Consider the following 24,162-nt stretch of genomic DNA (forward strand, 5'->3'; position numbering starts at 1 on the left):
GCTTCATGGATGAAGGGCTTTTATCGATCTTACTTACTTAATTAGTAGCGTTGGAGATGTGCAAGTGCCCACAGCGGTGAAGAGGCACATGTGTGACGATGGACCGAAACGGAGTTTCGCAGCCTAAGGAAGTGAGCGCAAGGATGCGCGATGGGGCCCAGCTTCATGGATGAATTAAAGCTTTGCAAATTCATTAAACGCTAAAATTCAAAAAGCCCGCACATTTAGCGGGCTTTTCATTTAGTTATTAGCGTTGGAGGTGTTCAAGTGCCTACAGCGGTGAAGAGGCACATGGGCGTTTGCCCTGTTTTTTTGAGTCATAAATGCAAAAAAGCCTCAACATAATGTTGAGGCTTTCTTTTAAATAGGGGCTTGGCGATGTTCTACTTTCACATGAGCGAACCCACACTATCATCGACGCTGTTTCGTTTCACTTCTGAGTTCGGCATGGGGTCAGGTGGTTCCAAAACGCTATGTTCACCAAGCAAATTCGGTAATTTGCTTTTTATTATTTATTTTAGGCTTTAAAAAACCCGTTGCATTTAAGCAACGGGTTTCTTTAATTAGGAGCTTGGCGATGTTCTACTTTCACATGGGCGAACCCACACTATCATCGACGCTGTTTCGTTTCACTTCTGAGTTCGGCATGGGGTCAGGTGGTTCCAAAACGCTATAGTCACCAAGCAAATCTGGTTGACTTAAGAGCTTGTCTTAAATCTAAATCTGGAAAACTGTCTTTTTATCTCAATTCGTAAAGTTATCTACTTTAGTTCTTTGCTCTTTCGAGCTATTCAACTTCTGCGGGTCTAAACCACTTTGGCGTTGTATGGTTAAGCCTCACGGGTAATTAGTACAGGTTAGCTTAATGGCTCACACCACTTCCACATCCTGCCTATCAACGTTATAGTCTTCAACGGCCCTTCAGTTAACTCAAGTTAAAGTGAGAACTCATCTCGAGGCTCGCTTCCCGCTTAGATGCTTTCAGCGGTTATCGATTCCGAACGTAGCTACCGGGCAATGCAATTGGCATCACAACCCGAACACCAGCGGTTCGTCCACTCCGGTCCTCTCGTACTAGGAGCAGCCCCTCTCAATTCTCAAACGCCCACGGCAGATAGGGACCGAACTGTCTCACGACGTTCTAAACCCAGCTCGCGTACCACTTTAAATGGCGAACAGCCATACCCTTGGGACCGACTTCAGCCCCAGGATGTGATGAGCCGACATCGAGGTGCCAAACACCGCCGTCGATATGAACTCTTGGGCGGTATCAGCCTGTTATCCCCGGAGTACCTTTTATCCGTTGAGCGATGGCCCTTCCATTCAGAACCACCGGATCACTATGACCTACTTTCGTACCTGCTCGACGTGTCTGTCTCGCAGTTAAGCTTGCTTCTACCATTACACTAACCGTACGATGTCCGACCGTACTTAGCAAACCTTCGTGCTCCTCCGTTACTCTTTGGGAGGAGACCGCCCCAGTCAAACTACCCACCAGCACTGTCCACAACCCCGATTCAGGGGCCTATGTTAGAACATCAACACTACAAGGGTGGTATTTCAAGGACGGCTCCACACAATCTAGCGACTGTGCTTCAAAGCCTCCCACCTATCCTACACATGTAGGGTCAATGTTCAGTGCCAAGCTGTAGTAAAGGTTCACGGGGTCTTTCCGTCTAGCCGCGGGTACACAGCATCTTCACTGCGATTTCAATTTCACTGAGTCTCGGGTGGAGACAGCGTGGCCATGGTTACACCATTCGTGCAGGTCGGAACTTACCCGACAAGGAATTTCGCTACCTTAGGACCGTTATAGTTACGGCCGCCGTTTACCGGGGCTTCGATCAAGAGCTTCGCCGAAGCTAACCCCATCAATTAACCTTCCGGCACCGGGCAGGTGTCACACCCTATACGTCTTCTTTCGAATTTGCAGAGTGCTGTGTTTTTAATAAACAGTCCCAGCCACCTAGTCACTGCGACTCCCGTCCGCTTAGAGAGCAAGTCTCATCACAGATAGGAGCGTACCTTCTCCCGAAGTTACGGTACAATTTTGCCTAGTTCCTTCACCCGAGTTCTCTCAAGCGCCTTAGTATTCTCTACCTGACCACCTGTGTCGGTTTGGGGTACGATTCGAAATAATCTGAAGCTTAGAGGCTTTTCCTGGAAGTATGGCATCAACAACTTCCACACCGTAGTGTGTCGTCTCGTATCTCAGCCTTAGAAACCCGGATTTGCCTAAGTTTCCAGCCTACATACTTTCACATGGACAACCAACGCCATGCTTGTTTAGCCTGCTCCGTCCCCCCATCGCAATTATTCCAAGTACGGGAATATTAACCCGTTTCCCATCGACTACGCCTTTCGGCCTCGCCTTAGGGGTCGACTCACCCTACCCTGATTAGCATGGGATAGGAACCCTTGGTCTTCCGGCGAGCGGGTTTTTCACCCGCTTTATCGTTACTCATGTCAGCATTCGCACTTCTGATACCTCCAGCATACCTCCCGGTACACCTTCAACAGCTTACAGAACGCTCCCCTACCCCGCGAATAAATTCGCAGCCGCAGCTTCGGTGGTATGTTTAGCCCCGTTACATCTTCCGCGCAGACCGACTCGACCAGTGAGCTATTACGCTTTCTTTAAAGGATGGCTGCTTCTAAGCCAACCTCCTGGCTGTCTGGGCCTTTCCACATCGTTTCCCACTTAACATACACTTTGGGACCTTAGCTGGCGGTCTGGGTTGTTTCCCTCTCCACGACGGACGTTAGCACCCGCCGTGTGTCTCCCGGATATTACTTATTGGTATTCGGAGTTTGCAAAGGGTTGGTAAGTCGGGATGACCCCCTAGCCTTAACAGTGCTCTACCCCCAATAGTATTCGTCCGAGGCTCTACCTAAATAGATTTCGGGGAGAACCAGCTATCTCCCGGTTTGATTAGCCTTTCACTCCTAGCCACAGGTCATCCGCTAGCTTTTCAACGATAGTCGGTTCGGTCCTCCAGTCAGTGTTACCTGACCTTCAACCTGCCCATGGCTAGATCACCGGGTTTCGGGTCTATACCCAGCAACTAAACGCGCAGTTAACGCTCGCTTTCACTACGGCTCCCCTAAATGGTTAACCTCGCTACTGAATATAAGTCGCTGACCCATTATACAAAAGGTACGCAGTCACAGAACGAATCTGCTCCTACTGCTTGTACGTATACGGTTTCAGGTTCTATTTCACTCCCCTCACAGGGGTTCTTTTCGCCTTTCCCTCACGGTACTGGTTCACTATCGGTCAGTTGGGAGTATTTAGCCTTGGAGGATGGTCCCCCCATATTCAGTCAAAGTTTCACGTGCTCCGACCTACTCGATTTCACTGTAAATAAGTTTTCGTGTACGGGACTATCACCCTGTATCGTCAAACTTTCCAGAATGTTCCACTAACTACATTACAGCTTAAGGGCTAATCCGATTTCGCTCGCCGCTACTTTCGGAATCTCGGTTGATTTCTTTTCCTCGGGGTACTTAGATGTTTCAGTTCTCCCGGTTCGCCTCACTTACCTATGTATTCAGTAAGTGATACCACAAAGTGGTGGGTTTCCCCATTCGGAAATCCTAGTCTCAAGCGCTTTTTACTAGCTTGACTAGGCTTATCGCAAGTTAATACGTCCTTCATCGCCTCCAACTGCCAAGGCATCCACCGTATACGCTTAGTCACTTAACCATACAACCCAAAATGGTTTGTATCGTCAAAGACAGTTTTTAACTCCGCCAGAAGTTAAATATTGAATACTAAAGTAGATACCAACAACACTTTCTTTTTTAAAGAGTATGTTGCGGCATATTTTCTTTACTTTATTTTGAGAACTCTAAATTAAATATTGCACTTACTAAGTAAGTACTTAATTTAAAGTTTGTCAGCTTTCCAAATTTTTAAAGAGCAAATTAACTAAGCTATTGCTTAGCTAACAATCATCTGTGTGGACACTTCGAACAAAAAGTTCTAAATCGTATAAGGAGGTGATCCAGCCCCAGGTTCCCCTAGGGCTACCTTGTTACGACTTCACCCCAGTCATGAATCACTCCGTGGTAAGCGCCCTCCCTAAGGTTAAGCTACCTACTTCTGGAGCAACCCACTCCCATGGTGTGACGGGCGGTGTGTACAAGGCCCGGGAACGTATTCACCGCGACATTCTGATTCGCGATTACTAGCGATTCCGACTTCATGGAGTCGAGTTGCAGACTCCAATCCGGACTACGACGCACTTTAAGTGATTCGCTTACTCTCGCGAGTTCGCAGCACTCTGTATGCGCCATTGTAGCACGTGTGTAGCCCTACACGTAAGGGCCATGATGACTTGACGTCGTCCCCACCTTCCTCCGGTTTATCACCGGCAGTCTCCTTAGAGTTCCCGACCGAATCGCTGGCAACTAAGGATAGGGGTTGCGCTCGTTGCGGGACTTAACCCAACATCTCACAACACGAGCTGACGACAGCCATGCAGCACCTGTCTCAGAGTTCCCGAAGGCACCAAACTATCTCTAGTAAGTTCTCTGGATGTCAAGTGTAGGTAAGGTTCTTCGCGTTGCATCGAATTAAACCACATGCTCCACCGCTTGTGCGGGCCCCCGTCAATTCATTTGAGTTTTAACCTTGCGGCCGTACTCCCCAGGCGGTCTACTTAATGCGTTAGCTTTGGAAGACAGTTCCGAAAAACCGAACTCCTAGTAGACATCGTTTACGGCGTGGACTACCGGGGTATCTAATCCCGTTTGCTCCCCACGCTTTCGTACATGAGCGTCAGTGTTGACCCAGGTGGCTGCCTTCGCCATCGGTATTCCTTCAGATCTCTACGCATTTCACCGCTACACCTGAAATTCTACCACCCTCTATCACACTCTAGTTTGCCAGTTCGAAATGCAGTTCCCAGGTTGAGCCCGGGGCTTTCACATCTCGCTTAACAAACCGCCTGCGTACGCTTTACGCCCAGTAATTCCGATTAACGCTCGCACCCTCCGTATTACCGCGGCTGCTGGCACGGAGTTAGCCGGTGCTTCTTCTGTTGCTAACGTCACAGCTAGCAGGTATTAACTACTAACCTTTCCTCACAACTGAAAGTGCTTTACAACCCGAAGGCCTTCTTCACACACGCGGCATGGCTGCATCAGGCTTGCGCCCATTGTGCAATATTCCCCACTGCTGCCTCCCGTAGGAGTCTGGACCGTGTCTCAGTTCCAGTGTGGCTGATCATCCTCTCAAACCAGCTAGGGATCGTCGCCTTGGTGAGCCATTACCTCACCAACTAGCTAATCCCACTTGGGCCAATCTAAAGGCGAGAGCCGAAGCCCCCTTTGGTCCGTAGACATTATGCGGTATTAGCCATCGTTTCCAATGGTTGTCCCCCACCCAAAGGCATGTTCCCAAGCATTACTCACCCGTCCGCCGCTCGTCATCTTCTAGCAAGCTAGAAATGTTACCGCTCGACTTGCATGTGTTAGGCCTGCCGCCAGCGTTCAATCTGAGCCATGATCAAACTCTTCAATTAAAAGTGTTTTTGGAACATACGTTCCGACTCAATGAATTCTGATTTTGATATCATAAAGATATCGAATTGACTGTGCTGATACTTTCGTATCAATTGGTCACTCAGTTCAATTAAGCCTAAATTTTGTTACGCTTTAAAAGCGTATGTTAGAACTTAATCTGTACGAGTGCCCACACAGATGATTGCTTAAATTTTTAAAGAACAGTGCAAACAACCTTGTGTTTGCCGCGACGCTTCGTCGCTGTTAGGGCTGCGTATGTTACGCTTTCCTAATTTTTTGTCAACACTTAATTTTGATTATTTTCTTTTTATTTTAAGAAAGTTTCAAAACTCAGTTTTACTTGACTCAACCAACTCGTGATTCGCTGCTATGCTGCGTCGTTCCCCGTGTTGGTGGAGGCGCATTATAGAGTGATTTGATTTGGGCGCAACCCTTTTTTTGAGTTTTTTGTAAAAAATAGCGATTTAATTCTAAATTTAACATTAAGGCTACAAAACCGAACGTTAAACGTACGATTTTGAGCATTTGAACTCAAAAAGAGGAATTTAAGTATCGATCAATGTTTCAGGATTGCAAATTTATATGTCAGATTTTTTAAAACAATATGAAATAAAAAAGGAGCCTTGTGGCTCCTTCTCCTTTATATGGTGTGTATTAGTATAGAATACTGTATAGCTTGCGACGATATTTCCCTGCTAACTCATCACCATCTGGCAATGTCGCAATCACATCTAAAAACATCTTACGTGCATCACCAAACGCTAAATCCTTTTGCAGTACACTAAACAAGGTTTCTAGCGCTTCTTCTTTGCGACCAACCTGATCGTATTGCACTGCTAGTTTTACTTTTGCGTCAAAGTTAGTTTCGTCTTTTTCAATTTCAGCTTCTAACTGTTTTATCTCTGGCGAATCCTTAGCTTCTTGCGCTAACTCAACTTTAGCCTTTAAGTTATTAAAGTAGGCATCTTGATCAACCATTGGAATAGTCGACAACAACGCCTCAGCATCATCTACTTTTTGTATGTTTAAGCAGATATCTGCAAGAATAAGCTTAACTTTACTGTTTTGTGCATTTATGTCATAAGCTTGTTTTGCTTTTGTATAGGCGTCAGAGTAATTACCTTGGCTCAGCAATTGTTGTGCTTGAGTAACAAGTAAATCTTCAGCATTAGGTAAATGCTTTTCAAATGCAGCATCTAACATCTCTTGCGTTTGCGGACCTGGCAACATGTCTACAGGTGCGCCGCCTTTTAAAAGTAAAATGGCTGGGATGCCCTGAAGACCAATTTGTTGTGCAAGTTGAGATGCCAACGCTTGTTCAACATCGCAATTTAACTTGGCTAACAGTAAGTGCTCAGCGTATTGCGCTGCTTTTGCTTCAAGCAATGGCGTCATAGTAGCGCATTCAGGCGCTTGCTGAGTATGAAAATAAAGAGCAATAAGTGTTTCAGGTGCTGTTTCTGAGATAACTTGCTGAAAGCTTTCAGCTGTTAATTCAATAATATTCGACATATAAAATTAATTATTAACTTCAATTAGTTTCAATATGGAGGCAATATAACTAAAAAACAATGCTTAGAAAGAGAATAACAAATGAAATATGCATTCCTATCAGCACTGCTTATAAGTAATAGCGCATTTGCTGCCAGTCAATTTACCCCAAACACAAACCAGCAAAACGCCTTAAACGAATTGTATAAACACCTCCATCAAAACCCTGAACTGTCATACCAAGAAAAAGCTACGTCTCAGCGACTTGCCAAAGAGTTAACGCAATTGGGCTTTAGTGTTACTGAAAATGTTGGTGGCTTTGGCGTCGTTGGTATTTATAAAAATGGTAACGGACCAACAGTTATGCTGCGAGCAGATACTGATGGCTTACCTATTATTGAAGAAACAAATAAAGATTACGCATCAAAAGTAACAGTCATTGATAAAAGCGGTAATAAAGTAGGTGTAATGCATGGTTGTGGTCATGATATTCATATGACGAGTTTTATTGGTACAGCTCAGCAGCTAATTGAACACAAAAGTGATTGGCAAGGTACCTTGATGATGGTTGCGCAACCTGCTGAAGAAGTTGGTGGCGGCGCAAAAGCCATGTTAAAAGAAGGTTTGTATACTAAATTTGCTAAACCGGACTATGTTGTAGGACTTCATGTAAGTGCCTCAGCGCCTGCAGGTAAAATCGCAATTGCTCCAGGGTATGCATTGGCAAATGTGGATTCGGTTGATGTGATTATAAAAGGTCGCGGCGGTCATGGCGCTTACCCGCACACGACTATCGACCCCGTGGTACTTGCCTCACGCACGGTACTTGCATTGCAAACCATCGCAAGTCGCGAAGTATCGCCACTCGAGCCAAACGTGATTACGGTCGGTTCTATTCATGGTGGTTCAAAACACAATATTATTTCGAACCAAGTGAAACTACAGCTTACTTTACGTTCGTATAACCCCGACGTGCGCAATCAACAAATTGCGGCAATTAAACGTATTACTAAGGGGATTGCACTAAGTGCTGGTCTTTCAGAAAACGAACACCCTGAAGTAATAGTACACGAGTCGGAAAGTATTCCTTCTACTTATAATAACCCAGAGCTTGCGACACGTATTACCGCCAGTATTAAAAAAGCAATTGGTGAAGACAATACATTAAAAGCGGAACCAGTAATGGCCGGTGAAGATTTCGGCCTGTTTGGTCGCACCGATGAAAATGTGCCTATTACCATTTTTTGGCTTGGTGGTGTAAACCCAACAGAGTATGAAAGCGCAATTAAAAATGGCACTAAGCTACCCTCGCTTCATTCAAGTAAATTTGCGCCAGATTACCCACTGACAATTAAAACAGGCGTAACGGCTATGAGCCAAGCCGCTGTTGATCTATTTAATAAAAACTAAAGGAACCTACTATGAAATACATCGCATTTGTTGCATCACTACTATTTAGTGTTACTTGTTTTGCTAATACGCCAGTTATTACGCAGCAGCAACTTCTTGAAAACCAAATGTCGGCTAATGCTTACACCATAATAGATGTGCGCTCAAAAGAAGAATTTAACGATGGACATGTAAAAGGCGCACTTAATATTCCGCATAATCAAATTGAAGAAAACATGTCGGTATTAGAGGAACTAAAAGATCACACGCTCGTTGTGTATTGTCGCTCAGGTCGTCGCGCGGGTATATTTGAAGAAGCGTTATCTAAGAAAGGCTTTAAGTTAAAGCATTTAGAAGGTGACTACCTCGCGTGGAGTGAAAAACAATTACCGTTAATTAAAAAGTAATTTCTCTGGGCTTTTTTAGCTAAGCATTTAAAACAAAAAACCAGCCACATCAGGCTGGTTTTTTATATTCATTTAGCACTTATTCTTCAATTAACAGTGCTTTAATTTCTTCTTTTGCACCAAGAATGTGTTGCTTAAGTAGCTGACAGGCATTGCTCGTGTCACCGGCACGGCAATAATCGATTAACTGCTTATGCTCACCACCTGCTTTTTTGATACCACCAGCAAGTAATAAGTGCATACGAATATAGCGGTCAGAGTTTTTATTTAAAATATTTACCACTTCTAGCGTCTGTGGGCGCTCAGCTGCTTGATACAAATAGGTATGAAAACTGGTATTCAAATCTGCCCATAAGTTGGCACTGTCTTCATGGGTAAGCGCTTCATCTAACTTAGATAATAATTCTTCAGCATGATCAAAGTCAGTTGCATTCATATTTGGAATAGAGCGAGCAAGGAGATCAGCTTCTAACATTGCTCTTAATTCAAAAAGCTCATCAACATGTGCGGCATCAAGTTCAGTTACTACCGCGCCTTTGTGCGCTTGGAACTTTACTAAGCCTTCTGCTTCAAGTTGTAATAGGGCTTCACGTACAGGAATACGGCTTACATCCAACTCTTCCGCAAGCGCTGCTTGGCGTAACGGTTGACCGGATTTTACTTCGCCTTTTAAGATTTTTTCACGAATTGCATCCACTACAAATTCAGTACGTGTTTTATATGCTAGCCCCATTTTATCTCTTTGTATTTTGTATAAACTTGGCAATAGTTTATACAAATTATAAAAAAAGGCCAGCATAGCTGGCCTTTTACCTTAGAACGGGAACACACAATTATTTCATGCGAACTCTAGGGTCCGTTAATCTTTGCTGTTCTATTTTTGTTTTTCTGAGCGTGTTTCTACCGCGGCGCTCGATGTGTAGCCTAGTCGCCTAAGCAAATATCGGGCAAAGCTTCCGCGTCCTGCTCTCGCCCCTTACCTACATCCATGTAGGCAACAATGATAAAAGCGCGCTCAAAAAAACCTTCCGGCAGTGCTTGATTGGCTTTTCTGCTTTGTTATCGGCTGACTCGCATAGAATAACTATGCAACGCAGCCTCTTCCTTGCATAAAACCCAATCAAGCTACTGCAAAAACGAACTTGAAAGATCAACAGATCCTAAAATGCATTTTGTATACATAGAGGACGCAAGAATCGTTCTATTGCTTGGCTGCCGACAGATGTGCTACGTACATCCGTTGAACTAGGGAATGGACCACCGTGCATCATTGCATCACACACTTCCACTCCCGTTGGCATTTGATTGTATATTAAACGGCCAACAACATAACTTAGCGACTCGGTAATATCAGTATGTTGCTGTACTAATGCTTCGCTACCATGAATTGTTGCTGTTAATTGACCTTCGAGTTCTTCAATCAATGCTACTAATTCATCATTCGATGAATAAGTTACCATTAACGCTGCTGGGCCAAATACTTCTTCATGCAATGCTTTATTGTTTCTGAACTCAGTCGCTGTAGTGGCAAATACTTGCGTGCTACAACGAAGTGCTTCAGATTGACCACTTGCAACAAGCGTCGCATTGCTTGCAAAGTTTTCACATCCTGATTGATACGCTTTTAAAATAGCAGGTGTTAACATGGCTTGCGGTGCAGACACTTCCACTTCTTTTGCTACAGCTTGCTTAAAGCTTTCAGCTTCTTCTTCAGCAATTAACCACAAACCAGGGTTAGTACAGAATTGACCTGCCCCCATATTTAGCGATGCAATAAATGTTGCTGCTAGTTTATCTTCTTGACCTTTAACAAAACCTGGAAGCAGTACTTGCGGATTTGTTGAACCAAGCTCACCATAAAATGGAATTTGCTGCTTGCGTTGTTTAATGCTGTCTTGCAGTGCCATACCTACACCAAACGAGCCAGTAAAACCAACCGCTTGGATTTTTGGATTTTTAACCAGTTCGTGGCTTACATCATAACTTTTTGAGTGTAATAACTGATAAACACCTTTTGGCATATCACATTTAGTAATTGCCGCTTCAATCGCGCTAACCACAATTTCGCTGGTACCTGGGTGTGCTGAATGAGATTTATAAACCACAGGACACCCAGCCGCTAATGCCGAGGCTGTATCACCACCTGCCGCGCTGAACGCAAGTGGAAAGTTACTTGCACCAAATACCGCAACCGGACCAATCGCAATTTTTGCCATTTTTAATGTTGGACGCGGTAAAGGCTGACGCTCAGGTAATGCTGCATCTTCAGCGATAAACTCAACGTCTTTTTCTAAATTTGCTGCAAATAAACGTAGCTGCCCAACAGTACGACCTAGCTCACCTTTAATACGCATTTCAGGTAAACCGGTTTCAAGAGGAGTACGTGCAACAAGTTCATCTTCTTTGCTTGCTAGTTCATCTGCAATCGCATTTAAAAACGCAGCGCGCTGGGCTTTAGTGGTTTTACGATAAACCTTAAATGCAGCGTCTGCCACATCACATGCTTGTGCTAGCTGATCAAGGCTACAGTTTTTAAATGCAGGCTCAAGCGGTGTATGGTCAAATGCGTTAATTGCGTTAAATGAACCTTCACCTTGTGAAGTCCATTCGTTATTAATAAAACTTAATCCTGTAAACATTTACTTTCCCCTTTATACAAGTTGAAAACCATTAACATAGGGATCATCATCATCCACTAGTATTTGGTTGTATCCGGTAATTTTTGCCCATCCTTGAATCGATGGTTTTATGGCAGTAATGCCGCCAACTTCGGTTACTGACTCAATAGTGCCAACAAACTGACTGCCAATAATGCTTTCATGTACGAACTTTTCGCCTGGCTTTAATAAACCTTTCGCATGCAGTTGCGCCATACGTGCCGATGTACCTGTACCACACGGACTGCGATCAATCGCCTTATCGCCATAAAACACCGCGTTGGCTACGGTAGAACCTTCAGTTTTTGGTGCGCCGGTCCATAACACATGCGATAGTCCTGTTACTTTACTATCTTCTGGGTGAATACATTCCGCGGCACGCCCTGCAATTTCGCGTACCAATGGACTGAATTTTAAAATATCCCCAGGTGACCATTTATCAATACCAGGGAAATTTTCTTGCGGCTCAACAATGGCGTAAAAGTTACCGCCATAGGCGATATCGAGTTTGATTTTGCCAAGCTCTGGCACGTCAATTTCAATATCACGGTGTGCTAAATAAGCCGCAACATTATAAATTTTGACCCAATCAACTTTGTTGTTAGTCATCTGATATTCAACATTGATCTGCCCGGCTGGCACATCAATCGTCAATTTACCCTGCTCTTTGGGTTGAATAAGCCCCGCTTCCAAACCCGCTGTAATCGTACCGATCGTGCCATGTCCGCACATAGGTAAGCAGCCAGAAGTCTCAATAAACAAAATGGACGCATCGGCATTATCTGAACATGGAGGATACAAAAACGCGCCCGACATCATGTCGTGACCACGAGGCTCAAACATCAAAGACTGGCGGATCCAGTCGAATTCGCGCATAAAGTGCATACGCTTTTCACCCATGGTATTGCCATCAAGCACAGGGTGTCCCGAGGTTACCAGTCGCACTGGATTGCCACAGGTATGGGCATCAATACAAAAATAGGTCCCTTTCTTCACTTGCTGCTCTCCTATCTATTGTTACTTCTTATAATGCGAAATAGGCGTGCACCTTGATGCACACCTTGGCTAAGGGGAAAGCCTAATTGTTATACTTCGTACGCTAAAACCATATCTGAATGTGTCATTGCGTTTTTGCATTGTGTTGTGAAAAACGACTACACATATTGCCAATTTAGTTTCATTTGTTTTTACTTCGAAAAGTGATACTGTACATTGTATACCGATTAAGTTAATGTATATTGTATACAATGTAAAGCACTATTTTAATCTAATGGAAAACACCTCTCGATCGGTTAATCAAAATGTCGCTGTAATTGGCGCAGGCGTAATTGGAATTGCAACCGCAATTCAGCTGCAACAATGTGGTTATCAAGTCACATTACTCGATAAACAAGGTATTAGCGAAGGCTGTTCAAAAGGTAATGCGGGGCACTTTGCGACAGAGCAAATATTCCCACTGGCACAAGCCTCTTTATTGCCGCAATTGCCAAAAATGCTGCTCAACCCGAAAGGCGCACTGCGTATTAGCCCGAGTTATTTATTTAAAGCATTACCGTGGTTTATGCGGTTTTTAGCAAATATGCGTCCGCGCATTTTCAAGCAAAACAAAGAAGCGTTAAAAAAACTAAACTGCGCGGCAATAAATGCATGGCAGCGGCTTACTCAAGCAAGTAATAGCGAAGGACTATTCCATTTAAATGGCAGCTTACTCACCTTTGAGTCAGACTCGCGAAAAAATGCGCTCACAACACTAGAACACTATAAAAATGAGGGTGTTAATGTCACCCTACTTGAACGCAATGAGCTTGATGAGTTACAACCGGGCTTGCATCAAAATATAACGCATGCTTTATATTTTACTGATGTAGGGCACACTTGTAGCCCATATCAATTAAATCTCGCGCTATTTGAGCATGCAAAATCGTTAGGCGTTAGCTTTAAACAAGTTGAAGTCACATCGCTATTTACTACCGATTCAGCTGTAACCATAAATACCAACCACGATGACCTTGTATTTGATGCACTCGTAATGTGTACCGGTGCTCACAGCAAATCACTGTGTAAACAACTTGGTTATAACGTGCCACTTGATACAGAGCGCGGTTATCATTACATGGTAAGTAGTGAGAACATGCCCACTATGCCGGTTGTTTCATTTGAGAAAAAGTTTATTTTAACCCCAATGCAAGAAGGGCTTCGCCTGGCTGGTACAGTGGAATTTGCAGGCCTAAGCAAAGCACCAACTTATCGTCGTGCGGATATGTTAAAGAAGCTTGGCGAATCTATTTGGCCAAATATGGTAGACGACCACCCTGAGCAAGATAAAAAGTGGATGGGCTTTCGCCCTACGCTACCCGACTCACTGCCTGTGATGGGGCGCGCACCTAAACACAACAATGTATTTTTTAACTTGGGCCACCAGCACCTAGGTCTAACGCTAGCGGCAATTTGTGCCGAGCTTATCGCTTGTGATGTGCAAGGAGTTAAACCCTTAATTGATTTAACCCCTTATTCAATCGCTCGTTTTAATTAACAGGCAACACCACTTTTGCAACGCAACCACGTTCAGGGTGGTTGCTAAGTGAAATCACTCCGTTATGCGCTGATACAATTTGGCGACACAGCGCAAGGCCAGTACCTGTGCCTTGCTTTTTAGTGGTGTATAAAGGTACAAAAAGGTTATCAGGGTTACTAATTCCTGCGCCTAAATCTCTGATTTCAATCACTACTTGTTGCTTATCTTGCTTATCTTGCTTAAGTGAAACATCTATTGTTTGCTGTGGTGCTGCTTCATGGGCATTTTTTAATAAATTAATTAAACACTGTTCTAATTGAGCGGCATCCACTTCAACAATACAGTTGTCCGCTAACTGTAAATTACAGGAATAACCAAGTAACTCTGAGCTGCTGGAGATTATTTTTCCTAAATCATGCTGTTTTTTCTGTGGCTCAGGCAAAGTAGCAAGTTGACGATAACCTTGAATAAACGATTTTAAGCGTGTTGCACGTTCGCCAATAATGGTTAAACCACCTTGAATATCTTCTTTGTCTTCGCCGTCAATCGGCAAGCTCGATGATATTTTATTTATCGTGTCGGTTAAGCTAATAATGGGTGACAGCGAATTATTAATTTCATGACTTAACACACGCACTAAGTCTTTCCATGCTTTTTGCTCTTGATGGCTCAGTACTGTTTCTAAATCCGATAAAATAAATAAGTTATGCTGCTTACCGGTTTCTCGAAAATTATCACGATACAAATGCAAGCGTGACGATGCTTGTTTATTCGCAACCATCACTAATTGATTATTTGGCGCATCAATAAGATCAACTAAGTTTAAATCCGCAAGTGTATGGTTAATCAACTTGGATTCAGATTTTTCAAAAAAGCGCTCTGCCGCAGGGTTTGCCAAGGTAATTTTTTGATTTTCATCACAGGCAAAAATAATCACACCAATTTGTTTAATCAGTTTTGCTAGCAACAGTTGACTTTCTTTGTATTCAAAGCGAGTGGTTGATAAGTTATCTGCAAGTCGGTTAATCTGCTGAACTAAATCGCCGAGCGCCGATGACTCAGCAGCGCCCTTAGCTCGCAAGGTGTAATCACCTACATTTAACGCTTCAACTAAATTTGCTAACGACAAGAACTGCTCGTTTAATTTATCAAACAAGTAATAAAGATTTACCAGCACCACTAAAATCAGCAACACGCTCACCAACGCTTGCAAATAGATGCTGAAGTCCGCCTGCCAAATCATCACCAGTGCAATAAAATTGCCCGGAAGCGCTGCCCACAACACCGAACGTTGTAACTGATTGAAAAAGTTTTTCACTATTAAATACCAAACTTATCGAGTCGACGATAAAACGCACTGCGACTTAAGCCAAGTGATTTTGCCGTATCTAATGCGTTGCCTTGGTATTCCATTAAACGCTGTTCAATCACCGTTTTTTCAATGTCATCCATGGTACCTTGGTACTTAGTGGGTGTTTGCTCAAGAGTCTCTGGGGTTTGAGCTACACTTGGCGTTAGCATTAGATGCTCTGGGCTGATTTCGCTTACGGCAAGTAAGGTCGCGCGTTCTAAGGTGTGAGATAGCTCGCGTACATTGCCCGGCCAATCGTATGCCATTAATGCATCACACGCAGCTGGCGATAAACTTGGCGCTGGTTTATTAAAACGTTTGGCCGCTTTAGCAATAAAGTTATTTGCCATTGGCAAGATGTCGTCTTTGCGCTCAGCTAAACTTGGTAAACGCACTACAAACGTGTTTAACCGATAAAGTAAATCTTGGCGAAACGTAGCATCTTCTACCATTGCATCTAAATTGGCATTGGTTGCCGAAATTAGGCGAATATTAGCAGTTTGAGTTTTACTTGAACCAACTTTTTCAAATTGGTGTTCTTCTAATAAGCGCAGTAACTTTGCTTGCTGTGGCAGTGGAATATTACCAATTTCGTCCATAAACAAGGTGCCCTTTTCGGCAAGTTCAACGCGGCCAATACGATTCTCCTTGGCATCGGTAAAAGCGCCTTTTACATGGCCAAATAGTTCAGACTCAAATAAGCTTTCGCTGATTGCGCCCATATTTACCGAAACAAAGCGTTCGTTATTACGGCTGCTCAACGTATGAATATGCTGCGCAAGTAAACTTTTACCGGTGCCATTTGGCCCGGTGATCAGCACATTGATATCAGCTTTGGCAATTTGCGCTAGTTGTGCAAGCAGGGCTTTCATCGGTGCAGATTCAACAATCAACTCACCTTCACTTTGTGCTAGTTCGTTTTTTAAGTTTTGGTTTTCTTGGTTAAGCACTTGGTTTTGCAGTTTTTGCTCGCGCAATTTAAGCTGATTGGTGATGACTGTTAATAAGCGTTCGTTTTCCCACGGCTTTTCGACAAAATCGCCCGCTCCGGCTTTCATTACCTCAACGGCGATTTCAACACTTGCCCATCCAGTCATACACACGATTGCTAAGCTTTCATCAAGAGCTGCGAGCTGTTCGGTAAGATTAATACCTTCCTGACCAGAGGTAGTATCAGCGTGATAATTTAAATCGATTAAAGCGAGATCAATGTCGTTTTGTTTAACAAAGAAAAGCGCTTCTGCTGGTGAACTTGCTGTAGTGACTTTAAACCCTTCGCTTTTTAAAAATAGGCGAAGTGCGGCAACAATACTGGGATCGTCATCAGCAATTAAAATATGAGACACAATTTATCCTTTACTGCGTTAATTCGTGTTTGCTTATAAGAGAACAAAGGCACTAAGTGTAATGCCCGATAGTGGTTTTAGGGTAAAAGTTAACTTTCGTTAAATCAATAAATAATACCAATCCTTATAAATAATTAGGATTGAAAAAAGCCAGTGCAAGCACTGGCTTTTTAAGTTTTATCTATTCGTGCCTAAGTGCACTTGATGGTTCCATATTAAGTGTGTTACGAACTGGTAGCACAACCGCAAGAATAATTACTAAGCTGATTAATACTGGTACACCAATATAAACAAGCAGTGAGCCCTCGGCCATACTGCCTTGCTCTAGCATTTTTACTAACAGCACACCAGCTGGAATACCTAAAATTAAGCCAGCCACTAGCTGTTTTGTCGCTTGCATTAGGTAATGGTTATACACATTACTGTTATCTGCGCCAAGCGCTCGGCGAACACCGATTTCTTGTGTTTTTTGCACAATCGAGTTAGCCATAACGCCATAAATACCACTAAATGCAATTACCATTGACGAGATAGCGAATAAGATAAAGATATTAGCAATAAAGTTCATACCCGATAAACGACTGTCGATACCCGCTTGAATGTCAGTGATGCTGTAAGGTGCAACATCGGCATCTAACTCAACCGCAGCTTTAGTTAATAAGCTTACAGGATTATGCATTGCAGTTGCTGTAGGCGCATTTTTAATTACCGCTTTCATATGTAAGCGAGGGAATTGCTCGTAAGCCAAAAACATCGATGCTTTATCACTATTATGATCAAATGGTTGGCCGAATATGACATTGTTAGTAACGCCAACAATAGTCACTACCGCATTATCCATTTCCATTAATTTAATACGCTTGCCAATTGGGTTTTCACCCGCTAAGTGTTTTTCAGCGAAGTTTTTAGTAACAACTGCATTTAGACTGGTTCCTGCTGAATCAGTGTTATTGAATAAGCGCCCTTCCAATAATGTCATCTCCATTGCTGAAAAGTAGTTATTCATAACAATGTTCACATTAGAACCTGGGTAACTTGGGTTGTTGCCGTAATCGACACCCTCAACCGAGATATTTTGGAATATGCCCCATGTATGCGGTAATGACTGACTAAACGTAACACTTTCAATCGCTGGATTTGCTGTTAGCTTTTCTTCAAGTGTTTGATAATACTGTTTTGCTCTTTCAATGTTTTCTTTTCCATAGCGTTCACTTGGCAGTGCAATACGCGCTGCAACGCGGTTATCAATTGCAACACCATAATCAGCATCATTCATCTTACTCACTAAGTTAAGCATCGCCGCTGAAAGCATAATAAGTGCACACGATAAAGTTACTTCTAAACCAACAATTACCTTGCTAAGTAGACCTGCCGTTTTGCTTTGCGCGCCACGCGTACCATCACGCAGCACTGCGTTGATATCGGTTTTAGTTGCACGCCATGCCGGTAAGCCACCTGTAATTAGTATGGTGCTTAATACCGTTACCACAGTAATAATTAAGCTTGCTTGCGTAAGCCCTGCTTGCCACCAAAACGGGGGCTCAATTGGCAGCGAATTTAAAAAGTAGTCAAACGTTAAATCTAACCCGTAGCCTGCAATTAATACTGCTAAGCAGCCAGATAACACACTAATAATTAAGCTTTCACACATTAATTGGCGAATAAGTACTGAGCGTGGTGCACCCAACGCTGTACGAATGGCACTTTCTTTATTGCGTTCAATCGCGCGAGATAACAACAAGTTACCTACGTTTACACACGCAAGAACTAAAATAAACAACACCGCTAACGCCATAGCAAGTACCAGCGCATCACCGCCTTTACCAATTTTTTCCAGTTGGAAAGTCCAAACAAAACCAATTTTTGTTGAGTTTAGCTCTGGATACTGGCGAGCAAACTCCGCAAAAATGGTCTCCATTTCGCGATTTGCCTGCTGTTCAGACACCCCTTCTTTTAACAAGCCGTAAACTGCTACGTAATTAGAATCTTCTCGCGCAATACCTTGGCTTTCAACTTTAAACGGCATATACATTTGTGCAAAATCTGGAAAGCGATAACCAGGCGCTGTAACCCCTACTACTGTATGGTTTTTGCCATCGATACGTATTTTTTGACCGACAATTGTTGGGTCAGACGCAAACATTTCACGCCATACAAAATCACCTAACACTACTACACGCTCATTGCTGGTAGAGTCTGCTTTTGTTAATAAACGACCAAGCGCTGGTTTTGCTTCCGACACTTTAAAGAATTCTTCACTGACAAAGTGTGATGAATAGCGAATAGCACGGTCGCTTGTTGAAACGGTTACAGTGTAAGTATCGTAAGCATCTAAAAACTCAAAGCTGGTTTGTTGATTAACAATATCGAGGTACTCTTGGTAACGCACCGACGTACCATCGTACGCTACACCGTTTACTACCGTGGTAACCTTACGTAAACGCTCGCCATCTTCAAGTGGGATAGTGCCGCTTAACGTATTGAAAATAAAACTGAACATATAAATACATAAGCTTAAACCAATGGTCATAACAAAAGTGGTTAGCGCTGCAAAACGTGGATTTTTAAGCATTCCACGCACAGCATATAAGATATCGTCTAACATAGTATTTCTCCTTATGCTACTGCAACTTGCGCTTGCGTATCACCAACAATACGACCATCAAATACTTCAACAATGCGCTCAGCACGTTTTGCACCACGGGGGTCGTGAGTAACCATACAAATGGTGGTGCCCTCTGCATGTAGCTTGTCCAGTAACGCCATCACTAGCTCGGCATTTTTAGAATCAAGGTTACCGGTTGGTTCGTCCGCTAGAATAATTGAAGGGTTACCAACAATAGCTCGCGCTACTGCAACACGTTGCTGCTGACCACCAGAAAGTTGCGCTGGGTAATGCTTTGCTCTGTGGCTCATATCAACTCTTTCTAGCGCTGCCATTGCCATTTGCTTACGCTCGGCTTTAGTTAAGTCTTTGCGGTAAGTCAGTGGCAAAGTAACGTTTTCTTCTACCGTTAAATCACTAATCAGGTTAAACGACTGAAATACAAAACCGATTTCTTTGTTACGAATATATGCGCGCTGCTTGTGATCAAGCCCTGCAACCTGATGACCATTTAATTCAAAGCTGCCACCCGAGCAGGTATCCAGTAAACCTAAAATTGATAGCAAGGTTGATTTACCACAACCTGAAGGGCCTGAAATTGATACGTACTCGCCTTGTTTAATATCTAAATTAATCTCGCTTAGGGCGTGAGTTTCAACTTCATCGGTAGCAAATACTTTTTTTAGGTTTGTTAGTTTAATTAATGTATTCATATGATTATTCCTTCAAAATTCGTTATTAATGTGGTTTTGGATTAGTTCAGCGCAACACGTGCATGACGTGAAAATTCGCTTTGCTCAGAGATGACCACCTGATCACCCACGGCTAATCCAGTTACAATTTCAATTTCGGTACTTGATGCTTTACCGTAGGTCACCGCCACTTTTTCAGCGTAACGGCCATTTTCAACCAGTTTAAAAGCACTTAGGGTGCGCTCAGCTTGCGAAAAGGCTGGGCGACGAACATATAAGGTGTTACTTTTTTTAGCGACTATAATGTCGCCATCAACAGAAAGATCGGGGCGCGCTTCTTGCGGTAATGGTGTTTCAAGCTCAACATCCACTTGCACAGTACCTTCTACAACTGCAGGGTCGATTCGTTTAACTTTACCCATTATGGTGTTAAAGCGGGTATCAATCGCGACACTTTGCCCAAGCGCGATAGCGGACGCTTTAAGCTCGGGGATTTTTAATTCGGCAATTAAATCATCTTGCTTAGCAAATTTAGCTACATTACTACCAAGTGATACACGCTGACCTAACTCAAGCGGCATTGCCTGTAAAATCCCGGAAACTGGCGCCACTACTTTTAGTGATGCAAGTTGAAATTCGGCACGCTCAATGGTTTTGTTGAGCTTTTCCAGACGCGCTTGCTGCGCGGTAAGGTTTGCTTTTAAGTTTTCGCCAAGTTGCATTTCACGGCGTTTATCAATCGCAAGGGTTTCTTTTAGTTGTGACACAGTCAGTTTTGAGCTTTCGTAATCAAGACGAGACACCGTTGCATTGCCTTTTTGAATTAACTGCTCTTCTGCTTGCAAACGCATATTGGCTTTATCGTAGGCCATTTTGGTTTGTAGCAAACTTGCTTGCATATCAAGTAATTTAGTTTGTTGGCTTACTTTTAGTGCAGCTAGCTCAGCTTCAAGCGCTGTGCGTTCCCACTGTAGTTCTTCCACTTTTTGCTTTAATTCAGGATTAGCAAGCTCCACAATTAAGTCACCTTGATTAACCGCTGCACCTGGCTTCATAAGAATTTTTTCTACTTTACCTTCAACATTACTGGCTACCCAGCGCACATCGCGCGGTGCTAACACACCATGGCCCGACACTTTAATTGTAAATTCGCCTGCTTTAACTTCTGCTGTTAGTAAGTTAGAACGCTTAACCGTTGCACTTGCAAAATCCACTTGAGCAACGCCATAGACGGCACCTGCGAAAAGCGCTGCTGCCACAGAAAATACTGCAGCTTTCTTTTTGTAAAACGGTGTTTTTTTAGTTTTGATAATGTCCATTTTAAATGCCTAATCATGTTTGCATTGGTAATAGACTTATATCAAAGAGCGTGCCAAACAATAAAAACAAATAATAACAATAGGTTATTATAAAATCGCAATTTTAAGGCTTCTATCACATCCCACTTTTGGGATGACGTTTAAAAAGCCACATCCCAAAATTGGGATGTGGCTTTTTGCTTAGCTGGTTGTTTTTGCTTTACATTTGTATCGGCGCTTAAACGGCTTTTGTTTGGGCGGGGGTAAATTACTAAATCCAGTGACGGGTGTTTTGCTCGCCAACGCAATATGACCTTGTAGCTCATTGAGTAATGGCGTCATAAAGCTGCTGTAACTACCGTGCTTTTCAGCAATATGAGTCAGCTGCGACTCCCAAAGCGCGGTCATATCGGGCTTTGTTAGTTTTTCAGGTAATACATTGATTAAGGCTTTGCCAGTTTCGGTGGCTAATATGTGTTTACCTTGGCGCTGTAAAAAACCGCGTTTAAATAGTAATTCAATAATGCCCGCACGGGTGGCCTCGGTGCCTAAGCCGTCGGTGTCGCGCAGAATTTTTTTAATTTCAGCATCATCCACGTAGCGCGCAATTCCGGTCATGGCACTTAACAAAGAGGCATCATTAAAATGCTGTGGCGGCTCAGTTTGTTTTTCAACTAAGCGCCCTTGTTGGCAGGTAAATGATTGCCCTTTTGAAAGCGCGGGTAAAGTTACTTCGTCTTTTAATTCGCTTTTACCCATCAGCACTTTAAAGCCTAGCTGGCTTTCGCGTTTTGCAGTCGCTTTAAACTTACCGCCGGCAATTTCTACCAACACGGTTGTGTCGTGATAAATATAATCAGGGTAAAACAGTGCTAAATATTGGCGGCAAATAAGGCCGTAAATTTTTTCTTCTTCAAAACCTAAACTCGCGCTTTTAAGCTTTTTAGTGGTGGGGATAATCGCGTGGTGCGCTTCCACTTTTTTATCATTCCAGCATTTATGCTTGCGTGACGTATCGGCGTTAGCAATTAATTCTCTAGTTTGCCCTTTGTTATTTTCTATCGCGCTAAGCACTTGTGGTGCTTCAAAAAAGTGCTCATTGGGTAAATAGCGATTATCTGAACGTGGGTACGTAATCAGCTTGTGCTTTTCATACAAGCTTTGGCAAATATCCAACACTTTTTTAGCGGGCATTTTAAATAGCTTTGCCGCATCGATCTGCAGTGCCGATAAATTATAAGGTAATGGCGGCGCTTGCTTTTTGGTTTTTTCCTCAACAGATAACACCTGCCCTTGTTGCCCCGTAATGCGGCTTATAACATTTTCACAGAGGCCTTTATGCAACACACGGCCATCTTCATCTTGATATGGCAAGCACGCCTCGCTCGGCAGCCATTTAGCTTGAAATTGCTCGCTTTGTTCTGTGATATTCTCAGCAATAACTTCAAAAAATGGGCGGCTGACAAAGTTTTCGATTTCTAAATCGCGACGTACTACTAAACCTAAAATAGGCGTTTGCACCCGGCCAACCGAGAGCACTCCGGTATAGCCGCCTTGTTTACCTTTAATGGTATAAGCACGAGTTAAATTCATGCCAATTAACCAATCGGCACGAGAGCGCGCCAACGCAGAGACAGACAGCGGTATAAAATCACGATTTGATTTTAAATTAGCAAGCGCTTTTTTAACGGCGTTTAAGTTAAGGTCGCTAATCAGCAAGCGCTCGGTATTATCAAGTTTTGTTTTTGATACTTTCGCTTCACTAATTACTTCATCCACCAGCAATTGTCCTTCACGGTCAGGGTCACCTGCATGCACAAGTTGGCTAGCTTGTTTTATGAGCTTTTTTAGCAAGGTGAGTTGTTTGCGGGTTTTGGCTTTGGCTTTTAATTGCCATGTGTCAGGCGCTATGGGTAAGTCGCCCAAGTTCCATTTTTTATAGCGTTCATGGTATTCGTCGGGTTCTGCAAGTTCGAGCAAATGGCCAATACACCACGACACCACATCACCATTACCCACAATAATATGGCTATCCATTTTTTTATGAGGCTTTGGCAGTGCATCGGCAATAGCACGCCCTAATGATGGTTTTTCTGCGATATAAAGTTTCAAATCAAAACAAACAACTGTATATAATTACAGTTAACTATATCGTATTATGAAGTAAATGCTAATAAAGAATTATGCAGGTTGCGATTTTACAAAGAATTTATTTTTTAAATAAACAAAAATCGGCATCCAACAAAGTGCAACAATCGCAGTTTCAAACACAGGGTATATAAATTGATAGGGTGCCAATGAGAAGTCAAAGCTATTAAAGCCCATATCCATTGCACGAAATGCATTTACGCAGATAATTGGAATACAAAAAAGTTGGCCAAGTACTGATTGACGCCAAGAGACTTTATCTTTTAAACCTAAATAAGCAATACAGCCCATCCATGCTAAATCATGGAGCAGCCAAATAAAATAGCGATAAAGGTTTTCAGAATCCCATTCAATTAAATAAGGAAAGTAAAAATTGGCGAGTAGAAAAAAGAATGTGGTGGTGCCAGCAAAAATCGCTCCTTGTCGTTGCTTTAAAACAACAAGAAGTAAAAAAGAAATAACAACAAGTAAGGTTTGATAGCTGCTTAAAATTATAAGCAGCTCTTTAATAGGCATTAGCGAATGCTATTTTTTATTTTCATCATCAGTACCGCCGCCGCCGCCACCGGTACCTGGCATATAAGAAAATTTATCTACTGTTTTCATAATTATCTCCTTGTAGTTGTTTTGCCTTAAGGCACCTTTCAAATTACTGAAATTACTAAAAAACACAAGTACTTTTTCATGAAAAATTATTTCATGTTATGACAAAGAGGTGTTTGCCTATAAAACAA

The 24,162-nt window shown here is 43.0% G+C and carries 15 protein-coding genes and 4 rRNA genes; 3 read left to right on the forward strand and 16 right to left on the reverse strand.

The features are described 5' to 3' along the window. Window positions 1-370: 370 nt before the first annotated feature. From rrf (PSPO_RS10140) to PSPO_RS10165, 5 genes are all read right to left on the reverse strand, one after another. Window positions 371-485 (reverse strand): 5S ribosomal RNA (gene rrf, locus PSPO_RS10140). Window positions 486-569: 84 nt separating this feature from the next. Continuing rightward, a 5S ribosomal RNA gene (rrf, locus tag PSPO_RS10145) occupies window positions 570-684 on the reverse strand. A gap of 142 nt (window positions 685-826) precedes the next feature. Beyond that, a 23S ribosomal RNA gene (locus PSPO_RS10150) occupies window positions 827-3,706 on the reverse strand. 289 nt (window positions 3,707-3,995) lie between these two features. Continuing rightward, window positions 3,996-5,528, reverse strand: a 16S ribosomal RNA gene (locus tag PSPO_RS10155). The 16S, 23S and 5S rRNA genes sit together here, the layout of an rRNA operon. A gap of 655 nt (window positions 5,529-6,183) precedes the next feature. Next, complete coding sequence (locus PSPO_RS10165; protein WP_010561660.1) at window positions 6,184-7,041, reverse strand: tetratricopeptide repeat protein; 858 nt, start codon at window positions 7,039-7,041, stop codon at window positions 6,184-6,186. Between the two features lie 81 nt (window positions 7,042-7,122). Here PSPO_RS10165 and PSPO_RS10170 point away from each other — a divergent pair, with 81 nt between their 5' ends. After that, window positions 7,123-8,430 carry an amidohydrolase gene (locus PSPO_RS10170; protein WP_010561661.1) on the forward strand — a complete coding sequence of 436 codons (1,308 nt, stop codon included), beginning with the start codon at window positions 7,123-7,125 and terminating at the stop codon, window positions 8,428-8,430. Between the two features lie 11 nt (window positions 8,431-8,441). Next, window positions 8,442-8,816, forward strand: coding sequence for a rhodanese-like domain-containing protein (locus tag PSPO_RS10175; RefSeq protein WP_010561662.1), 375 nt, complete (start codon window positions 8,442-8,444; stop codon window positions 8,814-8,816). 79 nt (window positions 8,817-8,895) lie between these two features. Here PSPO_RS10175 and PSPO_RS10180 read toward each other — a convergent pair whose 3' ends face one another. The 3 genes from PSPO_RS10180 to PSPO_RS10190 all read right to left on the reverse strand — a co-directional run bounded on the left by PSPO_RS10180 (window position 8,896) and on the right by PSPO_RS10190 (window position 12,469). After that, window positions 8,896-9,549 carry a GntR family transcriptional regulator gene (locus PSPO_RS10180; protein ID WP_040642007.1) on the reverse strand — a complete coding sequence of 218 codons (654 nt, stop codon included), beginning with the start codon at window positions 9,547-9,549 and terminating at the stop codon, window positions 8,896-8,898. A 427-nt stretch (window positions 9,550-9,976) separates the two neighbouring features. Continuing rightward, window positions 9,977-11,455, reverse strand: coding sequence for an aldehyde dehydrogenase (NADP(+)) (locus tag PSPO_RS10185; RefSeq protein WP_010561664.1), 1,479 nt, complete (start codon window positions 11,453-11,455; stop codon window positions 9,977-9,979). A gap of 12 nt (window positions 11,456-11,467) precedes the next feature. After that, entirely contained in the window at window positions 11,468-12,469 is a 1,002-nt protein-coding gene (locus tag PSPO_RS10190) for a 4-hydroxyproline epimerase (protein ID WP_010561665.1), read from the reverse strand. A gap of 235 nt (window positions 12,470-12,704) precedes the next feature. Here PSPO_RS10190 and PSPO_RS10195 point away from each other — a divergent pair, with 235 nt between their 5' ends. Beyond that, window positions 12,705-14,006 (forward strand): NAD(P)/FAD-dependent oxidoreductase, encoded by a 1,302-nt coding sequence (locus tag PSPO_RS10195; RefSeq protein WP_148665241.1) that lies wholly within the window; start codon window positions 12,705-12,707, stop codon window positions 14,004-14,006. Here PSPO_RS10195 and PSPO_RS10200 read toward each other — a convergent pair. From PSPO_RS10200 to PSPO_RS21650, 8 genes are all read right to left on the reverse strand, one after another. Then, window positions 13,999-15,306 (reverse strand): sensor histidine kinase, encoded by a 1,308-nt coding sequence (locus tag PSPO_RS10200; RefSeq protein WP_010561667.1) that lies wholly within the window; start codon window positions 15,304-15,306, stop codon window positions 13,999-14,001. The genes PSPO_RS10195 and PSPO_RS10200 overlap by 8 nt on opposite strands. A gap of 2 nt (window positions 15,307-15,308) precedes the next feature. Then, window positions 15,309-16,685, reverse strand: a complete 1,377-nt coding sequence (locus PSPO_RS10205) for a sigma-54-dependent transcriptional regulator (protein WP_010561668.1) — start codon at window positions 16,683-16,685, stop codon at window positions 15,309-15,311. Window positions 16,686-16,866: 181 nt separating this feature from the next. Then, the gene (locus PSPO_RS10210; RefSeq protein WP_010561669.1) at window positions 16,867-19,290 is read right to left on the reverse strand and encodes an ABC transporter permease; all 2,424 of its coding nucleotides are present in this window, start codon (window positions 19,288-19,290) and stop codon (window positions 16,867-16,869) included. A gap of 11 nt (window positions 19,291-19,301) precedes the next feature. Then, on the reverse strand, window positions 19,302-20,003 hold the full coding sequence (locus PSPO_RS10215) for an ABC transporter ATP-binding protein (protein ID WP_010561670.1): 702 nt from the start codon (window positions 20,001-20,003) through the stop codon (window positions 19,302-19,304). Between the two features lie 41 nt (window positions 20,004-20,044). After that, window positions 20,045-21,301: an efflux RND transporter periplasmic adaptor subunit gene (locus PSPO_RS10220; RefSeq protein ID WP_010561671.1), complete on the reverse strand. Its 1,257-nt coding sequence runs from the start codon at window positions 21,299-21,301 to the stop codon at window positions 20,045-20,047. 180 nt (window positions 21,302-21,481) lie between these two features. After that, the gene (locus tag PSPO_RS10225; RefSeq protein ID WP_010561672.1) at window positions 21,482-23,392 is read right to left on the reverse strand and encodes a DNA topoisomerase III; all 1,911 of its coding nucleotides are present in this window, start codon (window positions 23,390-23,392) and stop codon (window positions 21,482-21,484) included. Window positions 23,393-23,461: 69 nt separating this feature from the next. Then, entirely contained in the window at window positions 23,462-23,944 is a 483-nt protein-coding gene (locus PSPO_RS10230) for a hypothetical protein (RefSeq protein WP_010561673.1), read from the reverse strand. 9 nt (window positions 23,945-23,953) lie between these two features. Beyond that, window positions 23,954-24,100 carry a hypothetical protein gene (locus PSPO_RS21650; protein WP_158523443.1) on the reverse strand — a complete coding sequence of 49 codons (147 nt, stop codon included), beginning with the start codon at window positions 24,098-24,100 and terminating at the stop codon, window positions 23,954-23,956. Window positions 24,101-24,162: the final 62 nt, after the last annotated feature.

The sequence above is a fragment of the Pseudoalteromonas spongiae UST010723-006 genome (assembly GCF_000238255.3).
GTDB classification, from domain to species: domain Bacteria; phylum Pseudomonadota; class Gammaproteobacteria; order Enterobacterales; family Alteromonadaceae; genus Pseudoalteromonas; species Pseudoalteromonas spongiae.

Bases quoted from the DNA above. Each gene is read 5' to 3' on its own strand.
- PSPO_RS10165 (WP_010561660.1), bottom strand. From the start codon at position 7,041: ATGTCGAATATTATTGAATTAACAGCTGAAAGCTTTCAGCAAGTTATC.
- PSPO_RS10170 (WP_010561661.1), top strand. From the start codon at position 7,123: ATGAAATATGCATTCCTATCAGCACTGCTTATAAGTAATAGCGCATTT.
- PSPO_RS10175 (WP_010561662.1), top strand. From the start codon at position 8,442: ATGAAATACATCGCATTTGTTGCATCACTACTATTTAGTGTTACTTGT.
- PSPO_RS10180 (WP_040642007.1), bottom strand. From the start codon at position 9,549: ATGGGGCTAGCATATAAAACACGTACTGAATTTGTAGTGGATGCAATT.
- PSPO_RS10185 (WP_010561664.1), bottom strand. From the start codon at position 11,455: ATGTTTACAGGATTAAGTTTTATTAATAACGAATGGACTTCACAAGGT.
- PSPO_RS10195 (WP_148665241.1), top strand. From the start codon at position 12,705: ATGTATATTGTATACAATGTAAAGCACTATTTTAATCTAATGGAAAAC.
- PSPO_RS10210 (WP_010561669.1), bottom strand. From the start codon at position 19,290: ATGTTAGACGATATCTTATATGCTGTGCGTGGAATGCTTAAAAATCCA.
- PSPO_RS10215 (WP_010561670.1), bottom strand. From the start codon at position 20,003: ATGAATACATTAATTAAACTAACAAACCTAAAAAAAGTATTTGCTACC.
- PSPO_RS10220 (WP_010561671.1), bottom strand. From the start codon at position 21,301: ATGGACATTATCAAAACTAAAAAAACACCGTTTTACAAAAAGAAAGCT.
- PSPO_RS10230 (WP_010561673.1), bottom strand. From the start codon at position 23,944: ATGCCTATTAAAGAGCTGCTTATAATTTTAAGCAGCTATCAAACCTTA.